Origin of the sequence: Pseudophaeobacter sp. 1A09344, from assembly GCF_041008745.1 — a bacterium.
Taxonomy (GTDB): domain Bacteria; phylum Pseudomonadota; class Alphaproteobacteria; order Rhodobacterales; family Rhodobacteraceae; genus Phycobacter; species Phycobacter gallaeciensis_A.
The window spans coordinates 43544-68046 of record NZ_JAXGFS010000006.1 but is presented as its reverse complement, the minus strand read 5'-3'; the positions used below and the strand labels follow the sequence as shown (position 1 = coordinate 68046).

Annotated in this window: 23 protein-coding genes; 9 read left to right on the top strand and 14 right to left on the bottom strand. The window is 63.0% G+C overall.

The window, feature by feature from the left end:
* Positions 1-68 precede the first annotated feature (68 nt).
* The 3 genes from SM765_RS11910 to SM765_RS11900 all read right to left on the bottom strand — a co-directional run bounded on the left by SM765_RS11910 (position 69) and on the right by SM765_RS11900 (position 3500).
* Positions 69-785 carry a glycosyltransferase family 25 protein gene (locus SM765_RS11910; RefSeq protein ID WP_274835277.1) on the bottom strand — a complete coding sequence of 239 codons (717 nt, stop codon included), beginning with the start codon at positions 783-785 and terminating at the stop codon, positions 69-71.
* Positions 786-904: 119 nt separating this feature from the next.
* Entirely contained in the window at positions 905-3046 is a 2142-nt protein-coding gene (gene pnp / locus SM765_RS11905; RefSeq protein WP_274829853.1) for a polyribonucleotide nucleotidyltransferase, read from the bottom strand.
* 196 nt (positions 3047-3242) lie between these two features.
* On the bottom strand, positions 3243-3500 hold the full coding sequence (locus SM765_RS11900; protein ID WP_274838134.1) for a DUF6525 family protein: 258 nt from the start codon (positions 3498-3500) through the stop codon (positions 3243-3245).
* A gap of 130 nt (positions 3501-3630) precedes the next feature.
* Between SM765_RS11900 and SM765_RS11895 the strand changes: the two genes are divergently transcribed.
* Positions 3631-4515, top strand: coding sequence for an aminoglycoside phosphotransferase family protein (locus SM765_RS11895; RefSeq protein WP_274838135.1), 885 nt, complete (start codon positions 3631-3633; stop codon positions 4513-4515).
* An 18-nt stretch (positions 4516-4533) separates the two neighbouring features.
* Here SM765_RS11895 and SM765_RS11890 read toward each other — a convergent pair whose 3' ends face one another.
* From SM765_RS11890 to rbfA, 8 genes are all read right to left on the bottom strand, one after another.
* Positions 4534-4941: a GFA family protein gene (locus tag SM765_RS11890; RefSeq protein WP_274838136.1), complete on the bottom strand. Its 408-nt coding sequence runs from the start codon at positions 4939-4941 to the stop codon at positions 4534-4536.
* Between the two features lie 186 nt (positions 4942-5127).
* Positions 5128-5397, bottom strand: a complete 270-nt coding sequence (rpsO, locus tag SM765_RS11885; protein WP_019295116.1) for a 30S ribosomal protein S15 — start codon at positions 5395-5397, stop codon at positions 5128-5130.
* Positions 5398-5566: 169 nt separating this feature from the next.
* Positions 5567-6769: a GTP-binding protein gene (locus SM765_RS11880; RefSeq protein ID WP_274838137.1), complete on the bottom strand. Its 1203-nt coding sequence runs from the start codon at positions 6767-6769 to the stop codon at positions 5567-5569.
* A gap of 104 nt (positions 6770-6873) precedes the next feature.
* Positions 6874-7998: a calcium-binding protein gene (locus tag SM765_RS11875; RefSeq protein WP_368981535.1), complete on the bottom strand. Its 1125-nt coding sequence runs from the start codon at positions 7996-7998 to the stop codon at positions 6874-6876.
* Between the two features lie 124 nt (positions 7999-8122).
* The gene (locus SM765_RS11870; RefSeq protein WP_274829847.1) at positions 8123-8629 is read right to left on the bottom strand and encodes a DUF1643 domain-containing protein; all 507 of its coding nucleotides are present in this window, start codon (positions 8627-8629) and stop codon (positions 8123-8125) included.
* Positions 8630-8674: 45 nt separating this feature from the next.
* Positions 8675-9583, bottom strand: coding sequence for a tRNA pseudouridine(55) synthase TruB (gene truB / locus SM765_RS11865; RefSeq protein ID WP_274838139.1), 909 nt, complete (start codon positions 9581-9583; stop codon positions 8675-8677).
* A gap of 138 nt (positions 9584-9721) precedes the next feature.
* A complete protein-coding gene (locus SM765_RS11860; protein WP_425537311.1) occupies positions 9722-10462 on the bottom strand; it encodes a phosphodiester glycosidase family protein in 741 nt (246 codons plus the stop codon).
* Entirely contained in the window at positions 10459-10854 is a 396-nt protein-coding gene (gene rbfA, locus SM765_RS11855; protein WP_065271812.1) for a 30S ribosome-binding factor RbfA, read from the bottom strand. Before rbfA ends, SM765_RS11860 begins: the two co-directional genes overlap by 4 nt.
* A gap of 105 nt (positions 10855-10959) precedes the next feature.
* Between rbfA and dapB the strand changes: the two genes are divergently transcribed.
* Entirely contained in the window at positions 10960-11769 is an 810-nt protein-coding gene (gene dapB, locus SM765_RS11850) for a 4-hydroxy-tetrahydrodipicolinate reductase (RefSeq protein WP_274833053.1), read from the top strand.
* Between the two features lie 68 nt (positions 11770-11837).
* Here the strand turns inward: dapB and SM765_RS11845 are convergent, their stop codons facing one another.
* The gene (locus tag SM765_RS11845; protein ID WP_065271810.1) at positions 11838-12038 is read right to left on the bottom strand and encodes a DUF1674 domain-containing protein; all 201 of its coding nucleotides are present in this window, start codon (positions 12036-12038) and stop codon (positions 11838-11840) included.
* A gap of 121 nt (positions 12039-12159) precedes the next feature.
* Here SM765_RS11845 and SM765_RS11840 point away from each other — a divergent pair, with 121 nt between their 5' ends.
* From SM765_RS11840 to SM765_RS11810, 7 genes are all read left to right on the top strand, one after another.
* Positions 12160-13434, top strand: a complete 1275-nt coding sequence (locus tag SM765_RS11840) for an RsmB/NOP family class I SAM-dependent RNA methyltransferase (protein WP_274833052.1) — start codon at positions 12160-12162, stop codon at positions 13432-13434.
* Between the two features lie 145 nt (positions 13435-13579).
* Positions 13580-15322, top strand: a complete 1743-nt coding sequence (locus SM765_RS11835; RefSeq protein WP_274835286.1) for a heparinase II/III family protein — start codon at positions 13580-13582, stop codon at positions 15320-15322.
* 22 nt (positions 15323-15344) lie between these two features.
* Positions 15345-16934: a bifunctional phosphoribosylaminoimidazolecarboxamide formyltransferase/IMP cyclohydrolase gene (gene purH, locus SM765_RS11830; protein WP_274835287.1), complete on the top strand. Its 1590-nt coding sequence runs from the start codon at positions 15345-15347 to the stop codon at positions 16932-16934.
* Positions 16935-16955: 21 nt separating this feature from the next.
* Complete coding sequence (gene lspA, locus SM765_RS11825; RefSeq protein WP_274835288.1) at positions 16956-17438, top strand: signal peptidase II; 483 nt, start codon at positions 16956-16958, stop codon at positions 17436-17438.
* Positions 17439-17492: 54 nt separating this feature from the next.
* A complete protein-coding gene (locus SM765_RS11820) occupies positions 17493-18014 on the top strand; it encodes a DUF3035 domain-containing protein (RefSeq protein ID WP_274835289.1) in 522 nt (173 codons plus the stop codon).
* A gap of 260 nt (positions 18015-18274) precedes the next feature.
* Positions 18275-19630, top strand: coding sequence for a M16 family metallopeptidase (locus SM765_RS11815; RefSeq protein WP_274838140.1), 1356 nt, complete (start codon positions 18275-18277; stop codon positions 19628-19630).
* Between the two features lie 11 nt (positions 19631-19641).
* Positions 19642-20958, top strand: a complete 1317-nt coding sequence (locus SM765_RS11810; RefSeq protein ID WP_274838166.1) for a M16 family metallopeptidase — start codon at positions 19642-19644, stop codon at positions 20956-20958.
* A 77-nt stretch (positions 20959-21035) separates the two neighbouring features.
* On the opposite strand, the gene SM765_RS11805 is transcribed toward SM765_RS11810, so the two are convergent.
* Together SM765_RS11805 and deoC are read right to left on the bottom strand one after the other, a co-directional pair.
* Complete coding sequence (locus SM765_RS11805; RefSeq protein ID WP_274838141.1) at positions 21036-23372, bottom strand: aldehyde dehydrogenase family protein; 2337 nt, start codon at positions 23370-23372, stop codon at positions 21036-21038.
* A gap of 11 nt (positions 23373-23383) precedes the next feature.
* Complete coding sequence (gene deoC, locus SM765_RS11800; protein WP_274838142.1) at positions 23384-24397, bottom strand: deoxyribose-phosphate aldolase; 1014 nt, start codon at positions 24395-24397, stop codon at positions 23384-23386.
* Positions 24398-24503 lie beyond the last annotated feature (106 nt).

Sequence of the window (24503 nt, the reverse complement as noted above, 5' to 3'; positions counted from 1 at the left end):
TTGTCTGAACGAGGGTTTTCATGATGCGGTTCCTGGCACACTCCCGGGCGCGGGTCCAGTCTGCGGGTCTATCCGGCCGTCTGGGGGCGGGCGGCGACCTGGGCCCGATAGAGCGTGCGCTTGAATTCACGCGCCAGCTTGTTGCCGCTTTTCTTCTTCTGGATGGTTGATCCACCCAGTGCCTCGGTCAGCTCGCTGACGCCATTGGGCAGGATGGTCTGGATCTGTTGCCCGTGGATCCAGTGCATCTGCAGGAAGGTATCGACGGGCCGGTCGATAGTGGTGCTGGCAGCCAGAAGGTTCGCCGCCGCGTTGCGCCCCACCACCTGCGCCACGGTCTGAAGGCCGATCACCCGGGGCAGGAACAGCTTGCTGTTGCCCGCCTGATCGATGATCGCGGCGGGGCTTTCGCGCCGTTTGGCGGGCAGGCGGATGAAGCTGTCCGCATCCGCGTGCGCCTCGACCAGCGACAGCGCCGTCTGCCATGCCTCCGGATCGACCGAGAGATCATCCTCGACGATCAAAGCATACTCCCAGCCCGCATCCACGATCCTCTGCCAGCAGCTACGGTGTGACAGGAAGCAGCCGACCTCTCCTGGTGACAGGGGAAAGGGGTAGCGCGGATCATGCACATCGCCGTGACGCGTCGGATGCACATGGTGACTCACCGCAGTCCGGCCATTCACCGCTTCGGCCACCTCGGCATTCGGCAGTGTATAAAGCAGATGTTCGACATTTGCGCCGCGTTTGCTGTTGCCGGACATGTGGATGATCAGGGTGTGCATGGTAAAATCCATATCGGGGAACGCGCTGAGGGGGAAGGCCGCAGTCCCTTGAACGGCGCTGACAGAAAAGGCCCCGCCGTTGCCAGCGGGGCCTTTCTTGTTCGAAGCGAGGCTGCGGATCAGTCCGCGGCTTCTTCTTTCTTCTCAGGCGCGGCGGGCTCGCCGGTTTCCTGATCGACGACTTTCATCGACAGGCGCACCTTGCCGCGGTCGTCAAAGCCCAGCAGCTTGACCCAGACTTCCTGGCCTTCCTTCAGAACGTCCGAAGGATGGTTCAGGCGACGGTTCTCGATCTGGCTAACGTGCACCAGGCCGTCGCGCTTGCCGAAGAAGTTCACGAAGGCGCCGAAATCGACGATCTTCACGACCTTGCCTTTGTAGATGGCGCCTTCTTCCGGCTCTGCCACGATCGCGTGGATCATGTCATAGGCCTTCTGGATCGCGTCACCGTTGGAGGAAGCGATCTTGATCACGCCGTCGTCGTTGATGTCGACCTTGGCACCGGAGGTTTCCACGATTTCGCGGATGACCTTGCCGCCCGAACCGATCACTTCACGGATCTTGTCGGTCGGGATGTTCATGGTCTCGATGCGCGGCGCGTGGACGGAGAACGCGTTGGTTTCCGACAGGGCCTTGGACATCTCACCAAGGATGTGCATCCGGCCGTCCTTGGCCTGGGCCAGGGCTTTTTCCATGATCTCGGGCGTGATGCCTGCGACCTTGATGTCCATCTGCAGCGAGGTGATGCCGTTCTCGGTACCTGCAACCTTGAAGTCCATGTCGCCGAGGTGGTCTTCGTCACCCAGGATGTCGGACAGGATCGCGTAGGAGCCGTCGTCTTCGAGGATCAGGCCCATGGCCACACCGGCAACCGGTGCTTTCAGCGGAACGCCTGCGTCCATCATCGACAGCGAGCCACCGCAGACCGACGCCATCGAGGAGGAACCGTTCGATTCGGTGATCTCGGAGACGATCCGGATGGTGTAGGGGAAGTCGGTTGCCGCGGGCAGAACCGCCTGCAGCGCACGCCATGCCAGCTTGCCGTGACCGATTTCGCGGCGGCCGGGGCCACCCACGCGGCCAACTTCACCAACCGAGTAGGGCGGGAAGTTATAGTGCAGCAGGAAGTTGGATTTGAAGTTGCCGTGCAGGGCGTCGATGAACTGTTCATCATCGCCGGTGCCCAGCGTGGTCACGACCAGACCCTGGGTTTCACCACGGGTGAACAGGGCAGAACCGTGGGTCCTCGGCAGCAGGCCGGTTTCCGAAACGATTTCGCGGATCTCGTCGGTCTTGCGACCGTCGATACGCTTGCCGGTTTTGACAACGTCACCGCGCAGAATGCCGGCTTCCAGTTTCTTCAGAGCAGAGCCGAGGTTGGAATCTTCCAGCTGCTCTTCGCTCAGCGCTTCCTTGATGGCTTCGCGTGCGGCGGCAACAGCGGCGGTGCGCTCCTGCTTGTCCGAGATCGCAAAGGCGGCGCGCATCTGCTCTTCGCCAGCGGCTTTGACTGCTTCATACAGCTCGGAGTAATCCGGTGCGGCAAAGTCAAACGGCTCTTTGGCGGCTTCTTCGGCCAGCGAGATGATCAGGTCCAGAACCGGCTGGATCTGCTCGTGGGCAAAGTTCACGGCGCCCAGCATTTCTGCTTCGGACAGCTCGTAAGCTTCGGATTCCACCATCATCACGGCGTTCTTGGTGCCGGCAACAACCAGGTCGAGACGCTGATCGGGGTTCAGGCGCAGGTCCTGCATGTCGTCGACGGTCGGGTTCAGAACGTATTCGCCGTCCTCGAAACCAACGCGGCAGCCGGCGATCGGGCCCATGAAGGGGGCGCCGGAAATGGTCAGCGCAGCCGAGGCAGCGATCATTGCGACGATGTCAGGGTCATTGACCAGATCGTGGGACAGCACGGTGCACATCACCAGAACTTCGTTCTTGAATCCGGGGACGAACAGCGGGCGGATCGGACGGTCGATCAGACGGGCGGTCAGGGTTTCCTTCTCGGTGGGGCGGGCCTCACGCTTGAAGAAGCCGCCGGGCACTTTACCCGCGGCGTAGTATTTTTCCTGGTAGTGCACGGTCAGGGGAAAGAAGTCCTGGCCGGGCTTTTGCTGGCGGGCAAAGGTGACGTTTGCCATAACCGAGGTTTCGCCGAGGGTGGCAATCACAGAGCCATCTGCCTGGCGGGCAACCTTGCCGGTTTCCAGTGTGAGCGTTTCCTCGCCCCACTGCATTGATTTCTTCGTAACGTTGAACATGTCAGCATCCTAAGTGGGAGCACTCCCAGGCGTATCCCGGGTCTCCCGTTGTCATGGCGGCCCCATTGCCGCCGGCCCCCTCCATCTTTCTTTCGAGCGCCGGGGCCATGGCGCAACGTCTCAGATGCCCGGCCCATACATCACTTTGGCCCGGAATGAAAGAAAAACAGCTCGTGGAGACCTACAGGAAGGAGGTTCACGCCTCTGCGGCGCGTTTCAGCATTGCGGCCTCAACAGCGGCAAGGCGTGCAATGGCCTGCCGGTCGCTTCCGCCATCCTGTTTCACCTTCATCCAGATGCTGTGGCAGGAGCGCGGCGACCACGGCAGGGCGGCCTCTTGCATCCAGGCCCGCAGGCTGGGCGGTAAGCGGTCATACTCCGTCATCGCATTTCCGGTACGTTTGCGGATGGGCAGGCCGGTGGCGCCCAGATTGCGGCGTCGCGGGTGTGGCATGGGTGTCCTTCGAAATGCTGCTTTGGTATGTAATAACATATCAAATTGAAGCGGCAAGCTGCCGATACGCCCGGTCCCGGATCGCGCCCTTTCCTTGCCGGTGGGGCCATCGGGCGGTTAGCTTCGCCTGATGAGCAAAGACACGGATGACATTGCAATCAGCGACGCGATGGTCGGCGATATCCTTGCGACCGAGGTGCCGCAATGGGCTGGCCTTCCGCGGAGGCGCATCGAATCGTCTGGGACGGACAATTGCATGGTCCGTATCGGGGAGCAGATGGTTTTGAGGGTTCCGCGCCGGTGGTCGGCGACTCAGTATCTGGCCAAGGAGTTGGACTGGCTGCCGCGCCTACAAGGTCTGCCGCTTGCGGTTCCGGTGCTGCGGCACCGGGGGTGTCTGCAGAATAATTTGCCCTTTGGCATATTCGACTGGATCGAAGGGGATCTCGCAAACCCCGCAAAGATTGCGGACCCGGTTGCGGCGGCGCAAAGCCTTGCGGATTTTCTGACGGCGCTGCACCGGACCGACACGGATGGCGCACCCGTTGCGGGGGATGGCAACAATAGGCGTGGCGTCGCACTGCAGGACCTGACCCAAGTGGTGCATCCGGCCATCGACATCCTCAAAGATGAGATCGACGCGCCGCGCGCACGTTGCCTGTGGGACGCGGCCTGCGATGCCGGGTTTCAGGACCGACCCGTCTGGCTGCACGGGGATCTGAAGGCCGACAATCTGATTGCCCGGGATGGTACCTTGCGGGGGGTGATCGACTGGGGCCTGTCGGCAGTTGGCGATCCCGCCGTCGATTATGCGGCGGCCTGGACCTGGGTGGCCCCTGCCGCCCGCACCGCGTTTCGCGACCGGCTGGAACTGGAGGACAGGACGTGGGAACGGGCCAGCGGCTGGGCGCTGTACTGTGCGGTCATTGCCCTCAGTTTCTACCGCGGCGGCAGGAATGAGGCGCTGTGCCGACAATCACGGCTGACCCTGTCCCGGCTGGACCTGCTGCGCTAGGTGAATGGAGGGGATCAGTTAGCCGGGAAGCCCATCGACGGTTTCCACAGTCACAATCGCATCGGTCCAGGCCGCGCGGCTGGCGTAGCAGATGCGGGCCGTGGGCCGGATAGGGATCTCACTGTCCAGCGCACCTGCGGGCACGACCAGCAGGGCGCCATCCATCTGAAGCGTCGGCAGCGCTGATCCGCAGTCGGTGCAAAAGCTTTTGACGTGCTGTGTTTCAGGCAACTGGAAACTCTTGACCCTGTCCCGCCCGGTTAGCCATTCAATCTCTGCCTGGGTGGAAAACAGATTGGCCGCATGCGCGGACCCGCTGTCCTTGCGGCAGCGCGCGCAGTGGCACAGGAAGAAGCTTTCGAATGCGCCGCGGATGTGAAACCGGACAGCACCGCACAGACAACTTCCCGAGGTCGGGTGTTCCATATTTCTGGTCTTTCATTGTCTGAGCTGGGAAAGCGCGCTTCACACGCAGTGAAACCCTACATCATGTGTCGGCAGCCCGTAAACGAGGGCTGGCGGTGGGCCGACCACATCCCGTCCGGTTCCCGCCAATAAAAAACGCCCGCTCCTTTCGGAACGGGCGCATGCATCGAAATGCAAATGTCTCGCTTAGCGGCGGATGCCCAGGCGCTTGATCAGGTCCTGGTAACGGGCCTCATCCTTGCCTTTGGTGTAGTCCAGCAGCTTACGACGCTGAGCAACCATCTTCAGCAGACCACGACGACCGTGGTTGTCTTTCTTGTGGGTCTTGAAGTGCTCGGTCAGGGTGTTGATGCGCGAGGTCAGAATGGCAACCTGGACTTCGGGCGAACCGGTGTCGCCTTCCTTGGTTGCGAATTCTTTCATCAGGCGTGCTTTTTCTTCAGCAGTAATCGACATCGGGGTCTCCTTTGAAAAGGTTAGAGAAATGGCGCAGGCCGGGATGTCGTCCAGCACAGGCCCATGGAGAAGTCCGCCGCGATTCCACGGCAGATGCGGGCGTATAGGCGGTTTTGCGGCAAAAAGCAAAGGAGATGTCGCCGGTTCCCGGTTTTTCGCCCTTGGGCGTTCAGGCCCGGCGCCAGCGCGGGAAAGGATCGGGCAGATCCGTCAGCCTCTCCAGCGCATTGAGATCGGGAACCGCCATCAGGCAGGCCTCCAGCTGTGCCTTCAGGGATGGCCAGTCGATCCCGCTGCCGATGAACACCAGTTCCTGCCTGCGATCACCGAAGGGTTCCTGCCAATGCACCTGCAGGTATTCCTGCGCCTGGGCATGAGTGGGCCTGCGTTCTTCGGGAACTGTGGCCCACCATGTCCCCAGCGGGGCAACGCTGGACAGGGCACCGGCAAGCGAGAATTCCGCCACCCAATCGGGGCGGGTGGCAATCCAGAAATGCCCCTTGGCGCGGATCACGCCGGGCAGATCCCCATTCAGAACGCGGTGGATCGCCACCGGATCAAAGGGCGCGCGGGCGCGAAAGACGAAGGACTGGATATCATATTCATCGCTTTCGGGCGTGTGATCGGCAAAACCATAGAGTTCCTTGGCCCACATCGGGTGCTCATGCGCGGTTTCAAAATCGAACAGGTGGGTGTCGAGAATGTCTTCAGGAGCGACCTCGCTGCGATCGACTTCGACAATGCGGGCATCGGCGTTGAGGCTGCGGATGATCTTGCGCGCGGCATCGGTGCGGGCTGGGCCTGCGTCGGACACCTTGTTGAGGATCACCACATCGGCGAATTCCATCTGATCCGTCAGCAGGTGGACAAGGCTGCGTGTGTCCGCTTCGCCCATCGTCTCGCCCCGGTCGCCAAGCTGATCGTGGCTGGAGAAGTCATCCGGCAGGTTCACCGCATCGACCACGGTCACCATGGTATCCAGCCGCGCGACATCGGATAGGCTGACGCCAGCCTCATCGCGGAAATCAAAGGTCGTCGCCACCGGCAGCGGTTCGGATATGCCGGTGGATTCGATCAGCAGGTAATCGAACCGGCCCGTTTCCGCGAGACGGCGTACCTCGGTCAGCAGATCGTCGCGCAGGGTGCAGCAGATGCAGCCGTTGGACAGTTCCACGAGGGTTTCTTCGGTCTTGCTCAGCTCGGGCGTATTGGCGCGCACCAGATCGGCGTCGATGTTCACCTCTGACATATCGTTGACAATCACGGCGACGCGGCGCCCGTCGCGGTTGTTCAGCACCCGGTTCAGCAAGGTGGTTTTGCCCGCACCGAGAAATCCGGACAGCACTGTGACGGGAAGGCGAGAATCCTGCATGGTTTGCTCCAAATGTTATGTTATGACATAACAATCACGAGAGAAGCAAAGGCGCAACCCTGCAAGCCGTCTGTCCGTGCCGGTTCAGGCAGCAATCGGATCGGTCAGTTGGGCAGCAGGTCGGCGAAGGTCGGATCGTTCACATCGACCAGTTGAATGTCCGAGGCTGATAGCGGCGCGGCACCACTCACGCGCAAGGCCTCGGTGCCGTTCACGCGGATTACCTGCTCGTCCGGGGCATCGGGATCCTGTTCCACGGTGATCTCCGGTTCCGATTCGGCGCCGGGGGACCAGAGAACCATGAGCTGGTCCTCTTCGGGATCATAATCGACCAGTTCGACAGGGGGGTGGTCGCCATCCGGGGTTCCGCCGATATCTCCGGCCATGATCAGATCGGCGCCGCTGCCCGCAGTGACGATATCCCCGGCTCCGGCAACCAATGTGTCGTCGCCATCGCCCCCGTTCAGGAAATCGCTGGTGTCATCGTCATCGGCGCCCCAGACCAGATCGTTGCCCCGGCCACCGAACAGCGTGTCGTTCTGGGTGCCACCGCTCAGCGTGTCATTGCCATCGTTACCATGCAGCGCGTCGCTGCCTTCGCCGCCGCTCAGCACGTCGTGACCCTGGCCACCGTGGGCCACATCCTCGGCGCCGCCGCCGGTCAGGGTGTCATTGCCGAAGTGACCATACAGCGTGTCATCGCCATCCTCGCCAGCAATGTGATCGTCGCCGTCTTCACCATGCAGCAGATCACGTCCCCAGCCACCCGCGAGCGTGTCATCGCCGTCGCCACCGTGCAGGACGTCATGGCCGCCGTCGCCAGACAGGGAATCGTCGCCTTCGTTGCCGTCCAGCTGATCATCGCCATCGCCACCGAACAGAATATCGGCCCAATCGCTGCCGGTCAGCAGTTCGGGTTCATCGGTACCGGACAGGTTGAGCCCATCCGTGGCGCTGTCGGTGCCGTCACCGGTTTCGCCATCGGTGGTCGTCCCGGTGTCGCCGCTGCCACTGGCAGAGCCGTCATCTGTAGCGGTGCTGTCCGGGTCGTCGGGGTTCAGAAATTCGGAAGGCGGCACGATGACGGCTCCGGTGTCCTCACCGGAGCCTTCGCCCGCTGCCTCATCCGAGTCGTCGGTGTCGTTCAGATCGTCGTCACCGCCGCTGAAATCCACAAACATGGCCCCGCCAACAGCCACAAGACCAAAAAGGCCGGCCAACCAGAGCATCGGCCCCACTCCTTACGCAACAAATTTCTATCCCTGAGTATACTCTCGCACAATTAAGGATTTGCCTCAAAACAAACCGGGAACATCGGTTAACGAAATAATACCGGGGTCGGCGCCTTTGGGATCATGCCCAGGGTTGCGGCTGCTGGCTGTAGGCGATGTAAAGCGGGTGTTTCGGATGGCCGTGTTTGCTGAGGCCAAGGTGAAATAGAGGCTGTCCGGTCGCCCTTAACGCATTCTCAATGCGGGGACCTTGATCGCGGTGGGCGCCATGGGTGCCCCAGGCGCAGATGATCTGATCGGCCCACTCTGCGCCGGACAGGATCGCGGCCTCATTCTCCGGCCCTTCGGGATCCTTGGCGGCGCGCATCACCCGCGGGTCGGTGGCGCGGATGGCAAAGATATTGGTGGCCCGGAAGCCGCCAAACCCCAACGTGCGCGCCCGTCTTTCGCAGCGTTCGATGGTCGGGTCGTTCTGCACCTCGGTCGCAGTCGAAGGGTTCAGCATCACGAACATCACCTTTTGCCCGTCCGGATCCCAGACCCGAGTCAGGCTATAGCGATAGGTCTCGCAATCCGAATAGACGGCGGTGGAGGGTGCATCGCCCTTGGTATGGCTGCGGGTGATCATAGGGCAGGGATGCCACGCTGCCCCCAGAGGGGGCAAGCGCGGGCGTTACTGGTTGAAGACGCGGCTCGGGTGCAGCTCACCCGCCTTGTAGATGCCGACGGCGACGGCCTTTCCGTCAATCGAGGCCCAGGCCTCGTCGCCGTACTCCACATCCGAGGCCAGCACCATGCCTGGGTTGCCGTTGCGCAGGCGGGTGGCGCCTTCGGGCGTGCATTTCAGCTCGGGGAGGTCAGCCAGACCTTCCTCCAGCGGGCGCAGATGGGTGTCGAGTTCCGGCGTGCGCTGCATCCGTTCGATATCTTCCAGCGACAGACCATCGGCGGCGTCAAACGGTCCCGACCAGATGCGGCGCAACTCCTTGACGTGGCCATGACAGCCAAGCGCGGCGCCTAGGTCCCGTGCGATGGAGCGAACGTAACCGCCCTTGCCACAGGTCATTTCCAGCACCACATGATCGGGATCGGGGCGGTCCACCAGCACCAGTTCCTCGACCCACAGGGGGCGGGCGGCGATCTCGAAATCCTCGTCGCCATCGCGGGCAAGTTTATAGGCACGCTGCCCGTCGATCTTCACGGCCGAGAATTTCGGCGGCACCTGCATGATCTCACCGATGAATTGACCCAGCGCGGCCTTGATTTCCTCGTCGGAAGGGCGCGCGTCGCTTGTCGCGATCACCTCGCCCTCGGCATCGTCGGTATTGGTCGCCTGCCCCAGCCGTACGGTGAAGGTATAGGCCTTCAGCGCGTCGGTGATATAGGGAACCGTCTTGGTTGCCTCACCCAGGGCCACGGCCAGAACACCCGTCGCCTCGGGGTCGAGCGTGCCCGCATGGCCGGCCTTCTTGGCCTCAAGCGCCCAGCGCACCTTGTTCACGACCGCGGTCGAGGTCAGCCCTGCGGGCTTGTCCACCACCAGCCAGCCGGAAATATCGCGCCCCTTGCGTTTGCGTGCCATGCCTGTTCCTCGATGATGCTGAAAGAGGCGCGCGGGGTAGCGCAGCCAGAACAGCCTGTCAATTGTGCCGGGTCTGTTGTGGCGCCATTTCTATGCCCCGTCTATGCCCCGTCTATGCTCAGGCGGGCTGCACGGCGGCTATTCGACGACGCCCACCACCGGCCCCATCGAGAAACCGGCATCCGACCGGCCCATCTGGGGCGCGTGCAGGCGCGAAATATTGCCGTCAAAGTACAGCGCATTGGGCAGCTTCAGGTAGTCGCGGAATAGGCTGCCGAATTGGTGAAACGTCACCGCATTGCGCGAGATGACAAAGACCGCGCGCTGCCCGTCTGCCGAGGTGCCGACACCGTTGCGCACGTAGTAGGAGGTCGAATCCGGCAGGAAGCGCGGGTGCAGCTCCCCGTCGATCACCAGCATCGGCCCCGACTGGGTGGCATCGCGGCAGCTGGCGCCGCTGTCGCGAAATTTCAGCGTTTCGATCACATCGGCGCGGGTCTCATTGATGCAGAAGACACCATTGGGCAGCAGGCCGAAATTGCCGGGGCCCGCATTGGGGACAAGCCGCATTTCCTGCTGGCCATCCTCGACATAAAGCCCGACCGGAGAGCGGTCGGCGTGATACATTCCGGCGTTGGTGGCAAAGGAGAGGGACTTTCCCTCTTTGCCGAGGTCGGCATCGATGGCGGCAAAATGGCCGTAGGGTTTCCCCTCTGCGTTCCGCAGGAACAGCCGCAACTCTTCCTTGCCCGCGTCCACCTCGCAGATTGTGTAGCGGCTGCCATCATAAGAGGCGTCACGGCATTCGACGGCTGCGGCGACAGAGGCCGACAACCCCAGGCAAAAGGCGGCAAGCGCAACTGCCGCCCGCAGGATCAATCGTCGATATCGCGGCGCACCGCGTCCTGGTTCAGCATCCGGCGGGTGTCATCCATCTGATCAAAGGTCTGATCCAGCTGGAACCGCAGATCCGGCGCGTATTTGAGGCCGAGCTTCTTGCCCGCCATGCGGCGCAGCTCACCCTTGTTGCGGGCCAGCAGCTTCAGCACCTCGTCCTGCCCCTTGCCACCGAGCGGCAGCACATAGGCGGTGGCGATCTTCAGGTCGGGCGAAATGCGCACCTCGCCCACCGTGATCGACATGCGGTTGAGTTCGGGGTCATGCACATCACCGCGCGCCAGCACCTCGGACAGGGTGCGGCGGATCAGTTCGCCGACGCGCAGCTGACGTTGAGAGGGGCCGGGGCCATCGTGGAATTTGTTCTTTGCCATATCTTCGATCTATGCCGAAAGCTGCCCTTTGCCAAGACGTGCGCAAGACGGTAGGACAAAACCAGCAAAAGAACGAAGCGCCAGCCAGCGAAAAGGATCGGGCCAATGACTCATAAACCGGGGATCGTGATTACCGGAGCATCCGGGCGTATGGGGCAGATGCTGATCAAGACGGTTCTGGACAGCGACAAGGCGACCCTTGTGGGCGCGGTGGAACGCGGCGGCCACGATTGGGTCGGCCGCGACGTGGGTGAGGCGATGGGCGGCGTACCTGTGGGTGTCACCGTCACCGATGACGCGCTTGAGGCTTTTTCCAAGGCGCAGGCGGTGATCGATTTCACCGCGCCTGAGGCCACGTTGGAATTTGCCGCCCTCGCTGCACAGGCCCGCGCCGTGCATGTGATCGGCACCACCGGCATGACGGATGAACAGATCGCCCAGCTGGCGCCCGCCGCGCGTCACGCGGTGATCGTACGTGCGGGCAATATGTCCCTGGGCGTGAACCTTCTAGTGCAGCTGACCAAGAAGGTCGCCGCTGCGCTGGACGAGGATTTCGATATCGAGGTGATCGAGGCGCACCATCACCACAAGGTCGACGCGCCTTCCGGCACTGCGCTGATGCTGGGCGAAGCCGCCGCCGAAGGGCGCGGGGTCAATCTGGCGGATGTCTCGGACCGGGGCCGCGACGGTATTACCGGTGCGCGCAAACGCGGCGACATCGGCTTCACCGCGATTCGCGGTGGCGACATCGTCGGGGAGCACGATGTGCTGTTTGCGGGTGCCGGAGAGCGCATCGTGTTGCGCCACATGGCCACCGACCGCGCGCTATTCGCGCGCGGCGCGCTGAAGGCGGCGCTGTGGGGGCAGGACAAATCCCCCGGTGAATACGACATGATCGACGTGCTGGGACTTTAAGCCGTCACCTTTTGGCTGTCATGGTGCCGCCCCCAAGCTGAACAAGGGGCGGCGCAGTCCGCTGCCGATCAGAAATCGATGGCGATGCCCTTTTTCTCCCAATCGCCATAGCGGGCCGGGTCAGGGCCGTCGCGTCCGCCAAGCTCGGTCGGGGGTGGTGCCTTGGCAGCTTCGGCCTTGCGGCGCTCTTCGGCTTCGGCCAGGGCGCGTTTGGCTGCGGGGGGCAGGTCTTTTTCTGCGGGGCCTTCCGGCGTGGTCTCGTCGCTCATCGCGGGTTCCTTTATGCTTGGGCCATGATATACGCCCCTGTCCGGCGGGAACAAGCCGCCGAGACGCAAAGCCCTTCTGATCCCATGCTGGCTCTACGCCGCCATAGAAAGCCGAGACCCGATGTCCGACAAAGCCCCCGATGCGCTGCAGGCCCGCAGAACCACGATCTATCTTCTGGATCAGGTGCTGGGTGAGGGGCGGCTTCTGGCTGAATGTTTTGCGGCGGGCGCCCTTGAAAAACTGCAGCCGCAGGACCGCGCCCGCACCCAGCGGCTGGCGTTGGAAGTGTTACGCAGCCTGGAGCGTGCCGATCGGATCCTGCAGAAGCACTTGAAAAAGAAACCGCCGCTGACGGTGATGAACGCGCTGCGCCTTGGCACGGTTGAGCTGTGCTCGGGCGGGGCCGCCCACGGGGTGGTCAATGCCATGGTGACCATCGTGTCGAAACACCGCCGCCATGGTCAGCTGAAGGGCATGGTCAACGCGGTGTTGCGCAAGGTTGCCGATCAGGGGTCTGCGGAATGGGCCAAGTTGCGCATTCCCCGCCTGCCGAACTGGCTGCGCAAGCCGCTGGTGCAGGCCTGGGGCGCTGAGGCGGTGCTGGGCATGGAGGCTGCGCATTTTCCAGGCGCGCCGCTGGATATCACCGCCAAACCCGGTGCGGACCTGTCGGCGCTGGGCGGGGAACTCCTGCCCACCGGGTCGCGGCGCCTGGCCGATGCCGGTCAGGTCTCGGCCCTGCCGGGGTATGAGGCCGGGGACTGGTGGGTGCAGGATGCAGCCGCCGCGCTGCCCGCGCAGATGCTGGATGTGCAGCCCGGCGAACGGGTGTTGGATCTTTGCGCCGCACCGGGCGGCAAGACCATGCAGATGGCGGCAGCCGGGGCGCAGGTGACCGCCGTCGATGCCTCTGCCGGACGGATGGAGCGTTTGCGCGAAAACCTTGCCCGCACCGGGCTGAGCGCGGATCTTATCGTGGGCGATGCGCTGGAGCAGGCCGGGCAATTCGATGCGGTACTGCTGGATGCGCCCTGTTCGGCCACCGGAACGATCCGGCGCCACCCGGATCTGCCCCATGCCAAGGATGGCAGCGAATTCGGCGGGCTCATTGAATTGCAGGCGCAGATGCTGGCCCATGCCTGGGATCTGGTCAAACCCGGCGGGCGCATGGTGTTCTGCACCTGCTCCCTGTTGCCGGATGAGGGCGAATGCCAGGTCGAAGAGGCGCTTGAGATGTTTCCGGACATGACAGCTGACCGTGAGTGTTTTGACGGTCTGGGCACCGATCCGGCCTGGATTACCGAGGAAGGCGGCTTGCGCCTGCGTCCGGATTACTGGGCGGATCGGGGCAGTATGGATGGGTTTTACATGGCGCTCTTGCGCAAGGCGGGCTGACCTTTCTCCCACCGGAACGTGCTTTGATTTTGCCCAGCGGGGCAATTCCGCCGGTGCCGCCGGAGGGTGTCGCATTCGTCGGTGACTTGAACCCCTCCCCGGGTTATGCTGCGCCCAAAACGCCAACGGCGTGAGGCAGAAGAGCATGTCCAGATACGATAGAATGGCGGGGCGCAGCACCCGCCTGCTGAACCGGTTATATGCCTGGCGGGCGCGCAAGCAGCCTGCGGCGACGGGATTCGTATCGCAGCCTGAACCCCGCACCATTGGCAGCTTTGCCCGCGGTCGGCAGCTGGTGGCGGGGAACCTGCTGCTGGCGGGGTATCTGGTCGAATCGACAACCACCGGGCTTTGGGAAGTGACGGCGCCGGACGCCGCCTTTGACGCCGAGCGGCACGGTTTTGCCTGGCTCGACGATCTGGCGGCGGTCGGCGATATCAAGGCCCGCGTTAAGGCGCAGAACTGGGTCTGGGGCTGGATCAAGGCGCATGGGCGCGGCTCGGGGCCCGGCTGGTCGCCGGATCTGACGGGACGGCGCGTGATTCGATGGATCAACCACGCGATTTTCCTGCTGAACGGCAAGGAACGTGCGGAATCCGAGGCCTTCTATCGTTCGCTGTCGCAACAGACATGGTTCCTGGCCCATCGCTGGCACGGGGCAACGCCGGGCCTGCCGCGGTTCGAGGCGCTGGCGGGGCTGATCTATGCGGGGCTTGCCCTTCAGGGGCAGGAGGCGCTGGCTGATCCGGCCATCCGTGCCCTGAGCGCAGAATGCGACCGGCAGATCGACGCGCAGGGCGGCTTGCCGACCCGCAACCCCGAAGAACTGCTTGAGGTCTTTACCCTGCTGACCTGGACCGCCGCTGCCCTGAACGAGTCCGGGCGCAGCGTGCCAGCGGCGCAGACCGCGGCTATTGAACGGATTGCGCCAACACTGCGCACCCTGCGCCACAGCGATGGTGGGCTGGCACGGTTCCACGGCGGCGGCCGGGGGCTCGAAGGCTGGCTGGATCATGCGCTGGCGGCCAGCCACGTATCGGCGCGCCCGGTCGAGGGGTTGGCGATGGGCTATGCCCGCTTGTCGGCGCGCCGGACCTCGGTGGTGATTGACGCGGCCTTGCCACCGCAGGGGCGGGCCTCGGCTAACGGTCATGCCTCCACCCTTGCCTTTGAACTGACCTCGGGGCGGCGGCCTTTGATCGTCAATTGCGGCTCGGGCGAGACCTTTGGTCTGGAATGGCGCCGCGCCGGGCGGGCCACACCATCGCATTCGACCCTGTGCCTGGAGGGCCATTCCAGCGCCCGGCTGGCACCGCCCAGCCGTGGCACCGGTCAGGAGGAACTGGTTGGCGGCCCCACCGACGTGCAGATCCAGCTGGAGCAGCTCAGCGATGGCAGCCGGTTTCAGGGCGGCCATGACGGATACGCGCGCGAATTCGGTCTGACCCATGCGCGCACGCTGGATCTGGGCTTTGACGGGCGCGCGCTAGCGGGCGAGGACATGCTGGTAGCGCTGGATGAGGCGGCCGAGCGGCGCTGTTCAAAGGCGCTGGACAGCCATGGAGAACGCGGGATCGGCTTTGATATCCGCCTGCATCTGCACCCGGAAGTGGATGCAACCCTTGACTTGGGCGGCGCGGCAGTATCCATGGCGCTCAAGAGCGGCGAAATCTGGGTTTTCCGCCATGACGGCACCTGCGAATTGAAGCTGGAGCCGGGCGTTTACCTGGAAAAGACCCGCTTGAAGCCGCGTGCGTCAAAACAGATCGTTCTATCTGGCCGGGTCATCGACTATGCAACCCGCGTCCGGTGGACGCTCAGCAAGGCACAGGAAACTGCCGAAGCCGTGCGCGACCTGAACCGGGACGACCCCGAGATTTTTGACTGAGCCTGCAAAGGACCGCCCTGCCATGACCGATCTTCACCCCGTACGCCGTGCGCTGCTTTCCGTATCCGACAAGTCCGGTCTGATTGACCTTGGCAAATCGCTGGCCGAGCGTGGCGTCGAGCTGCTGTCCACCGGCGGCACCGCCAAGGCGCTGCGCGATGCGGGGCTGGACGTGAAAGACGTCTCTGACGTCACCGGTTTCCCGGAAATGATGGATGGCCGTGTGAAGACCCTGCACCCGATGGTGCATGGCGGCCTGCTGGCGCTGCGTGACAACGACGCCCATGTGGCGGCGATGAACGAACACGGCATTGGCGCCATCGATCTTCTGGTGGTGAACCTCTACCCGTTCGAGGCGGCACTGGCCCGTGGTGCGGATTACGATGAGATGATCGAGAATATCGACATCGGTGGTCCGGCGATGATCCGCGCGGCCTCCAAGAACCACCTGTTCGTCAACGTGGTGACCGACGTCGAAGACTATGACGCCCTGCTGGCCGAGCTGGACGCGAACGACGGTCAGACCTCTTATGTTTTCCGCCAACGCCTGGCGCAGATCGCCTATGCCCGCACCGCAGCCTATGACGCGGCTGTTTCCAACTGGATGGCAGGCGCGCTGGAGCTGGAAGCACCGCGCCGCCGCGCCTTTGCCGGTGAGTTGAAGCAGACTCTGCGCTATGGCGAAAACAGCCACCAGAAAGCGGCCTTCTACACCGATGGCTCGAACCGTCCGGGTGTTGCCACCGCCGTGCAGCTGCAGGGCAAGGAGCTGTCCTACAACAACATCAACGACACCGATGCGGCCTATGAGCTGGTGGCCGAGTTCGATCCGGCGGAAACCGCTGCCGTCGCCATCATCAAGCACGCCAACCCCTGCGGTGTGGCGCGTGGAGCTACCCTGGCCGAGGCTTACCAGAAGGCATTCGATTGCGACCGCACCTCTGCCTTTGGTGGCATCGTGGCGCTGAACCAGCCGCTGGACGCCGAAACCGCCGCCAAGATCAGCGAGATCTTCACCGAGGTGGTAATCGCGCCGGGTGCCTCGGATGAGGCGAAAGAGATCTTTGCCGCCAAGAAGAACCTGCGCCTCTTGCTGACAGACGCGCTGCCCGATCCGCGCAAGGCGATCACCGCCTACAAACAGGTCTCCGGCGGTGTTCTGGTGCAGGACAAGGATGTGGGATACATCGGCATGGACGATCTGAAGGTCGTCACCGAAAAGGCCCCCACGGATGAGCAGATGCAGGACCTGCTGTTCGCCTGGAAAGTGGCCAAACACGTGAAATCCAACGCCATCGTTTATGTCAAAGGCAGTGCCACCGTGGGTGTCGGCGCCGGTCAGATGAGCCGTCTGGACAGCGCCAATGTGGCCGCCGCCAAGGCGCAGCGCATGGCGGATGAGCTGGGTCTGGATGCAAGCCTGGCCAAAGGTTCTGCCGTGGCGTCCGATGCCTTCTTCCCCTTCCCCGACGGCCTCTTGGAGGCTGCGGCTGCTGGCGCCACCTGCGTGATCCAGCCGGGCGGTTCGATGCGGGACGATGAGGTGATCAAGGCGGCCAATGAGGCTGGGCTTGCCATGGTCTTTACCGGCATGCGCCACTTCCGTCACTGATCAGCGGGAACCAAGCGGAAAATGGCAGTGCGTATGATGTTCTGGGGCGCGTTCTGGGCCTTTCTTCTGGATCAGGCCAGCAAATATCTGGTGATTCACTGGATGGGCCTGTCCCAGCGCCAGAGCATCGACGTGCTGCCGCCGCTGTTGAATTTCCGCTATGGCGAGAACACCGGCATCAACTTTGGCCTGTTCGATGGCGGCGAGGATACGGCGCGCTGGGTGTTGATCGGCCTCTCGCTGCTGATCTGTGCCGTGCTGGCCATCTGGATTCGCCGCTCGCATCGCCGCTCGCGCTGGATGGCGTTGGCGGCGGGGCTGGTGATCGGCGGCGCGCTGGGCAATGTCGCGGATCGGCTGCTTTATGGCTATGTGCTTGATTTCCTCAACATGTCCTGCTGCGGCATCAACAATCCCTTCGTGTTCAATATCGCCGATGTGTTCATCTTTGCCGGTGCCATCGGGCTGATCCTGTTCGACCGGAACGCAAAAAAGCCCGCGTGACCTCGGGTGCAATATGCGTTAAAAGCGCAGGGAAACTGGCAGGAGTAACTGGGAATGCGGATCCCTTTCGGCATGATTGTTCTGGTAGGCGCGGTGGCCGTCGCGGGCTGCTCGCAAAAAGGTCTGCGTGATATTCGCAAGACCGGGACCGGGCCGGATGAATTCCTTGTGCTACCGAACAAGCCGCTGAACGAGCCGACTGATTACAGTAGTCTGCCGGAACCAACACCGGGCGCAGGCAATATCGCTGATCCGACGCCTCAAGCCGATGCGGTCGCGGCGCTGGGCGGCAAGCCCTCTGCGCTGGTTCCTGGACAGGGTGTATCCTCCTCGGATCTGGCGCTGGTCAGTGCTTCCAGCCGCTATGGCGTGTCGCCAACGGTGCGTCAGGAACTGGCCGAGGAAGACGCCAAGTTCCTGAAGAAAAAGCGTATCACCGGGCGGATCCGCCTGTTCCCTGTCGACCGTTATGAGCAGATCTACGCCAAGCAGACACTGGACCCGTTCGAGACGACCGAACAGTTCCGCCGCGCCGGTGTGGCAACCCCCTCTGCGCCGCCGCCGAGCGGAGAGTGAGCGGCGCCTCTGCTGCGCAGCTTGACCGGATGGCCGTCCGCCGGGCGGGTTAGCACGTTCACAATTTTGACAATTCGCTATCGTGACAGGGCGCCTTGTCTCCCTGCGACCTTGGCTTAGGTTGCGGTTCGTCAAGACATCCCCAATATGGGTAGGACTATGCCGGGTGCGCTGGTGGCTGTCTTTGCACAGCCCGATAGGCCCCGGATGTGACGGACAGAGGCAGCATGTCTTTGGAGAAATCTATTGGAGGACGCCGCATGATCCGACGGATCGCACTGGCCGCCATCGCTGTAACAGCCGTTCTTGCCGCGCCGCTGCGCGCTGCAGAACCGGCTGAGGACATGGTGACGGCCTTTACCCTTGAAAATGGCATGGACGTGGTGGTGATCGAGGATCACCGCGCGCCAGTGGTTCAGCATATGGTCTGGTACCGCGCCGGATCCGCGGATGAGCCGCCGGGTCAGTCCGGGGTCGCGCATTTTCTGGAGCACCTTCTGTTCAAGGGCACCGACAAGATGGAGCCGGGAGAGCTCTCGGCGACGGTGGCAGCCAATGGCGGCCGGGATAATGCCTTCACCAGCTATGACTACACCGCCTATTTTCAGCGCATCGCGGCGGACCGGCTTGAACTGATGATGCAGATGGAAAGCGACCGTATGGTCAATCTGCGCCTCAGCGAGGAGGAGATCGTCACCGAGCGTGAGGTGATCCTGGAAGAGCGCAACCAGCGCACCGACAGCGATCCGCGGTCCCTGTTCCGAGAACAGCTGAGTGCGGCACAGTATCTGAACCACCGTTATGGTCAGCCGGTGATCGGCTGGCGCCATGAAATGGAGACGCTGGACCGGGAGGACGCGCTGTCCTTTTACGGAACTTACTATGCGCCCAACAACGCCATTCTGGTGGTCTCGGGTGATGTGGAACCCGAAGAAGTCCGCCAGCTGGCCGAAAAATACTACGGTGTGATCCCGGCGAACCCCGACCTGCCGGAACGGTTCCGCAGCCAGGAGCCACCGCAGACGGCAGAGCGGCGCATGGTCTATCGCGATCCACGCGTGGCACAGCCCTATGTGCAGCGCTCTTATCTGGCGCCGGAACGCAACAGCGGCGCGCAGGAAAAGGCGGCGGCACTTTATCTGCTGGCTGAACTGCTGGGGGGCGGCAATACCTCCTATCTGGCCAATGCGCTGCAATTCGATCAGCAGCTGGCGGTCTATACCGGTGCCTTCTATTCGGGGGTGTCGCTGGACAAGACCAGTTTTTCCTTCCTTGTCGTCCCGGCCGAGGGTGTTGGGATGCAGGAGGCTGAGGATGCGCTTGACGCAACCTTTGCGCGCTTCCTTGAAGAGGGTGTCGACCCCGATCAGCTGGAGCGGATCAAGCTGCAACTGCGCGCGGCGGAAATCTATGCGCGCGACAATGTGGATGGGATCGCCAATCGTTATGGTCAGGCGCTGACCTCCGGGTTGACGGTGGAGGACGTGCAGGAGTGGCCCCATATCCTGCAATCGGTCACCGCGGATGAAATCATCGCCGTCGCCCGTGAAGTGCTGCAGCCCGAGGCGTCGGTCACTGGCTGGATGGTGCGCGCAGATGAGGAGGTCACCCAATGACGGGATTTGCCATGATACGTGCCGGGCTGGTCGCCTGTTTTGCCCTTCTGATCTCTGTGCTGCCGGTCAGCGCCGAGATCCGCATCAAGGAAGTCACCTCGCCCGGGGGCATCACCGCTTGGCTGGTCGAGGATCATACGATTCCTTTCACCGCGCTTGAGCTACGGTTTCGCGGTGGCACTTCGCTGGATGCCCCGGGCAAGCGTGGCGCCATCAACCTGATGACGGGCCTTCTGGAAGAAGGCTCCGGCGAGATGCCGGCGCAGGACTATGCCCGCGCGGTCGAAAGCCTTGCGGCCAGTTTCTCTTATGACGCGGATAAGGAGGCGGTGTCGGTCTCTGCCCGTTTCCTGACCGAGAACCGGGACAAGGCCATCGACTTGCTACACCAGACCCTGGTGGCGCCACGGTTTGATCAGGACGCTCTGGACCGGGTGCGGGCGCAGGTTCTGTCCGGTCTGCGGTCGGACGCTGAGAACCCCAATGACATCGCCGGGCGTGCCTTTTCCAAGATGGCCTTTGGCGATCACCCCTATGGTTCGGACGGCTCGGGCACTATCGACACCGTGTCCACCCTGACGCGGCAGGACATGTTCGATGCCCATGATGCGGTCTTTGCCCGCGACAGGCTGTTTGTCAGCGCCGTGGGGGATATCGACGAGGCCGCGCTGGGCGCCTTGCTCGATACGCTTCTGGGTGATCTGCCAGAGACTGGCGCACCGCAGCCGGGACCGGCAGAGGTGACGATTTCGGGCGGCACCACCGTGATCGACTATGACACGCCGCAATCCGTTGCGCTGTTTGGCCATGTGGGGATCGACCGGGAAGATCCGCGGTTCTTTGCGGCCTATATCATGAACCAGATCCTGGGCGGCGGTTCCTTCGAAAGCCGCCTGATGACCGAAGTGCGCGAAAAGCGCGGCCTGACCTACGGGGTTTATTCCTATCTCCTGCCGCGTGATCTGGGCTCTGTGTACATGGGCTCGCTCGCCTCGGCCAATTCCAAGATGGCCGAAGCGGTTGCGGTGATCCGCGAAGAATGGAGCCGTCTGGCAATGGAAGGCGTTACCGAGAAGGAATTGCAGGATGCCAAAACCTATCTGACCGGGGCCTATCCGTTGCGTTTTGATGGTAACGGTCGCATTGCCTCGATCCTGGTGGGGATGCAGCTGGACGGCATGCCGATTGACTACGTGCGCACCCGCAATGACAAGATCAACGCGGTCACTCTGGAAGAGATCAACCGCGTCGCCTCGGAAGTGCTGCAACCGGACAATCTGCATTTCGTGGTCGTCGGGCGGCCGGACGGACTGAAAACCGGCGGCTGAGGTTTGCACTGTCCCTGAAATGACAACGGGCCGGAGATTCCTCTCCGGCCCGTTTTGTTTCGGCATGCCATCCGGCGTTATTCGCCGTAGGGCACCCAGATATTCTTGATCTCTGTCGCCGCCTCCAGGAACCGGCGGCTGTGGTCCGTGTCCCAATCCAGCGCGTTGCCATTGTTGACCCATGTGCGTTTGAGATTGCTGGCGGATGCCTTTTCGATCTCTGCCGACAGATCGGCGGAGGAAAAGCTCCAGACCGCGTCGACGTTCATATGCGATGCCAGCGGCCCTGCCAGATCGACATGACTACCGGTCAGGATATTGACCACACCTGCGGGCACATCCGAGGTGTCCAGCACCTGATAGAAATCAGTTGCCGCCAGCGGGAAGGGCTCGGAGGCGTTCAGCACCACCCGGTTGCCCATGGCGATGGCGGGCGCCATCACCGAGACCAGCCCCAGAAGCGGCGCCTCATCCGCACAGAGCGCGCCGATCAGGCCAACGGGTTCCTTCATCGCCAGCGCCACGCCGCGGATCGGTACGCCATGCACCTGACCGTCGTATTTGTCGGCCCAGGCCGCTGCGGTGAAAAGGCGCTGGATTGAGGCTTCGACCTCCTTGGCGCCGCTGCGCCGCCCGGTCATGTGGTCGATGCGATGGGCGAATTCCTCGGCCCGGGCCGAGAGATTCTCGCCGATGTAATAAAGGATCTGCGCCCGCAGATGGCCGGTGGTCTTGGACCAGCCCTTGGCCCCGGCGGCGGCCTCGACCGCGTTGCGCACATCCTTGCGGCTGCCAAGGCCGACATAGCCAAGGATGGCGCCGGACCTGTCATGCACCGCGCGGGAATAACCGCTGTCGGGGCGGGCCTGCTTGCCGCCGATATACATCTTGGCGGTGCGGTCGATGGGATCGGCGCCGCTGCCCTGACCGGTGAAGCCTGTGACCTGCGCCAGCGCCTTGGGTTTGCCGCGGGGTTTGGTATAGGCCGACAGCCCTTCCCAGCCCCCTTCGCGGCCAAAGCCGCTTTCGCGCACACCGCCAAACCCGGCGGCGGCATCGAACATATTGGTGCCATTCACCCAGACCACGCCGCAGGCCAGTTTCGGCGCGATATCAAGGGCGAGGTTGACGTTCTCGCTCCAGACACTTGCGGCAAGGCCATAGCGGGTGTTGTTGGCCAGCTCGACCGCCTCGGCCGGGGTGCGGAAGGTGCAGGAGACCAGCACAGGGCCAAAGATTTCTTCCTGCATCAGCCGGTCTGCGGGGGTCAGCCCCTCGATCAGAGTTGGGCGGAAGAAACAGCCTTCCTCGGGCATGTCCACTTGGGCCTGATAGGTCGTGCCTGTGTCATTGGCGGCGACCAGATCGGTGATCGTCTTCAGCTGCACCGGGTCAACCACGGCGCCCACGTCGATGCATTTGTCCAGCGGGTTGCCAAGGCGCAGCTTGTCCATGCGGGCGCGCAGTTTGGCGTGGAAGCGTTCCGAGATGCTTTCCTGCACCAACAGGCGCGAACCGGCGCAGCAAACCTGCCCCTGGTTGAACCAGATCGCATCCACCAGCCCTTCGACAGCTGAGTCGATGTCGGCATCATCGAAAACGATGTAGGGAGACTTGCCCCCCAGTTCGAGCGTCAGCGCCTTGCCGCTGCCTGCGGTGGCTTCGCGGATGCGGCGGCCCACGGCGGTGGAGCCGGTAAAGGCGATCTTGTCCACGTCGGCGGCCACGATCATCTCGCCTACGGCGCCATCGCCGGAGACGATGTTCACAACGCCCTTCGGCAGACCCGCCTGACGGCAGATGTCTGCAAACAGCAGCGCGGTGAGAGAAGTATACTCCGCCGGTTTCAGCACCACCGTGTTGCCCATGGCGATGGCAGGCGCCACTTTCCACGCCAGCATCAACAGTGGGAAATTCCACGGGATGATCTGACCGCAGACCCCAAGGGCGGCGCGGTCCGGCAGTTCGCTTTCCATCAATTGGGCCATGCCCGCGTGATAGTAGAAATGCCGCTGCGCCAGCGGGATATCGATGTCCCGGCTTTCGCGGATCGGTTTGCCGTTGTCCATGGTTTCAAGCACGGCAAACAGGCGGCTGTGTTTTTGGAGCAGGCGCGCGATGGCATAAAGATATTTGGCGCGACCCGGCCCGCCCAGTTTTTCCCACTTGGGCTGGGCGCTGCGCGCGGCGGCGACGGCGGTGTCCACGTCGGCCTGCGTTGCCTGGGTCAGGGTCGCAAGCACCTCTCCGGTGGCGGGGTTCTGGCTGTTGAAGCCATCGCCTGGCGCGGTAAAGGTGCCATTGATGAAATGGCCGAACCGGTCGCCCTGATCGACAAGCCAGGCGAGTGCCTCTGCGGCACTTTCGGGAGCGGGTCCATAACTCATGGTATCAAAGATCTCTTTCACGGTCATTTCAGCACTCCTCAGCCCATCGCGTGGCGGTAGCCCGCAGAATAGGCGCCGGTGACATGGTGTTCGAGCTGGCGTTCGATATCGCCCAGCAGGGAAGATGCGCCAAAGCGGAACAGGTCGGGCTGCAGCCAGCGATCGCCCAGCTCCTCCTTGATCAGCGACAGGTAGACCAGAGCGTCCTTGGCCTTGGAAATACCGCCGGCGGGTTTATAGCCGACGCGGTAGCCGGTGCGTTCGTGATAGTCGCGGATGGCGCGGATCATCACAAGGCTGACCGGCAGGGTGGCATTGACGCTTTCCTTGCCGGTAGAGGTCTTGATGAAATCGGCGCCCGCTATCATGCAGATCATCGAGGCGCGCGCGACGTTGCGCAGACTGCCCAGCTCTCCGGTGGCAAGGATCGCCTTCACATGGGCATCTCCGCAAGCGGCGCGGAAGGCTTTCATCTCATCATAGAGCGCCTGCCAGTTGCCACTCAGAACGTGGCGGCGCGAGATCACGATATCGATCTCATGGGCGCCTGCCTTGACGCTTTCCTCGATCTCGGCAACGCGCAGATGGAAGGGCGACAGCCCAGCCGGAAACCCGGTAGAGACCGCTGCGACCGGAATGCTGGTGCCCTTGAGCGCGGCAACCGCCGGGGTGATCATGTCGTGGTAGACGCAAACGGCGCCGGTGGTGATATCCGGGGTGCCAAGCGCCTGTAGAATGTCCGCGCGCACTGGCTGGCGCGCCTTGGCGCACAGGCGGCGCACCCGCCCCGCGGTATCATCGCCGGAAAGCGTGGTCAGGTCGATGCAGGTGATCGCCTTCAGCAGCCACGCAGCCTGATACTCTTTCTTGACGCTACGGCGTCCGGGCAGCGTCGCACAACGCCGCTCAATCGCCGAAGTATTGGCCTGCAGGCCAAGCGCCCAGTCCAGATCCAGCTCCATGCCGGGATTGCGCGGCTCACCGACCTGCGGCAGCTGCGCGTCGCCCGCGGCATTGGCCTGATTGCTTTGCGCGGAGATGTGGCTTTCCATTGCGGGGATCCTCACCAAAGTTCTGCGCGAAAGTCGCACGGGTGCGGCATCTTGGCAAGCAAGCCGCCTGCTTTCCGTGCAGTAAATTGACCGTTTGGAAAAACCG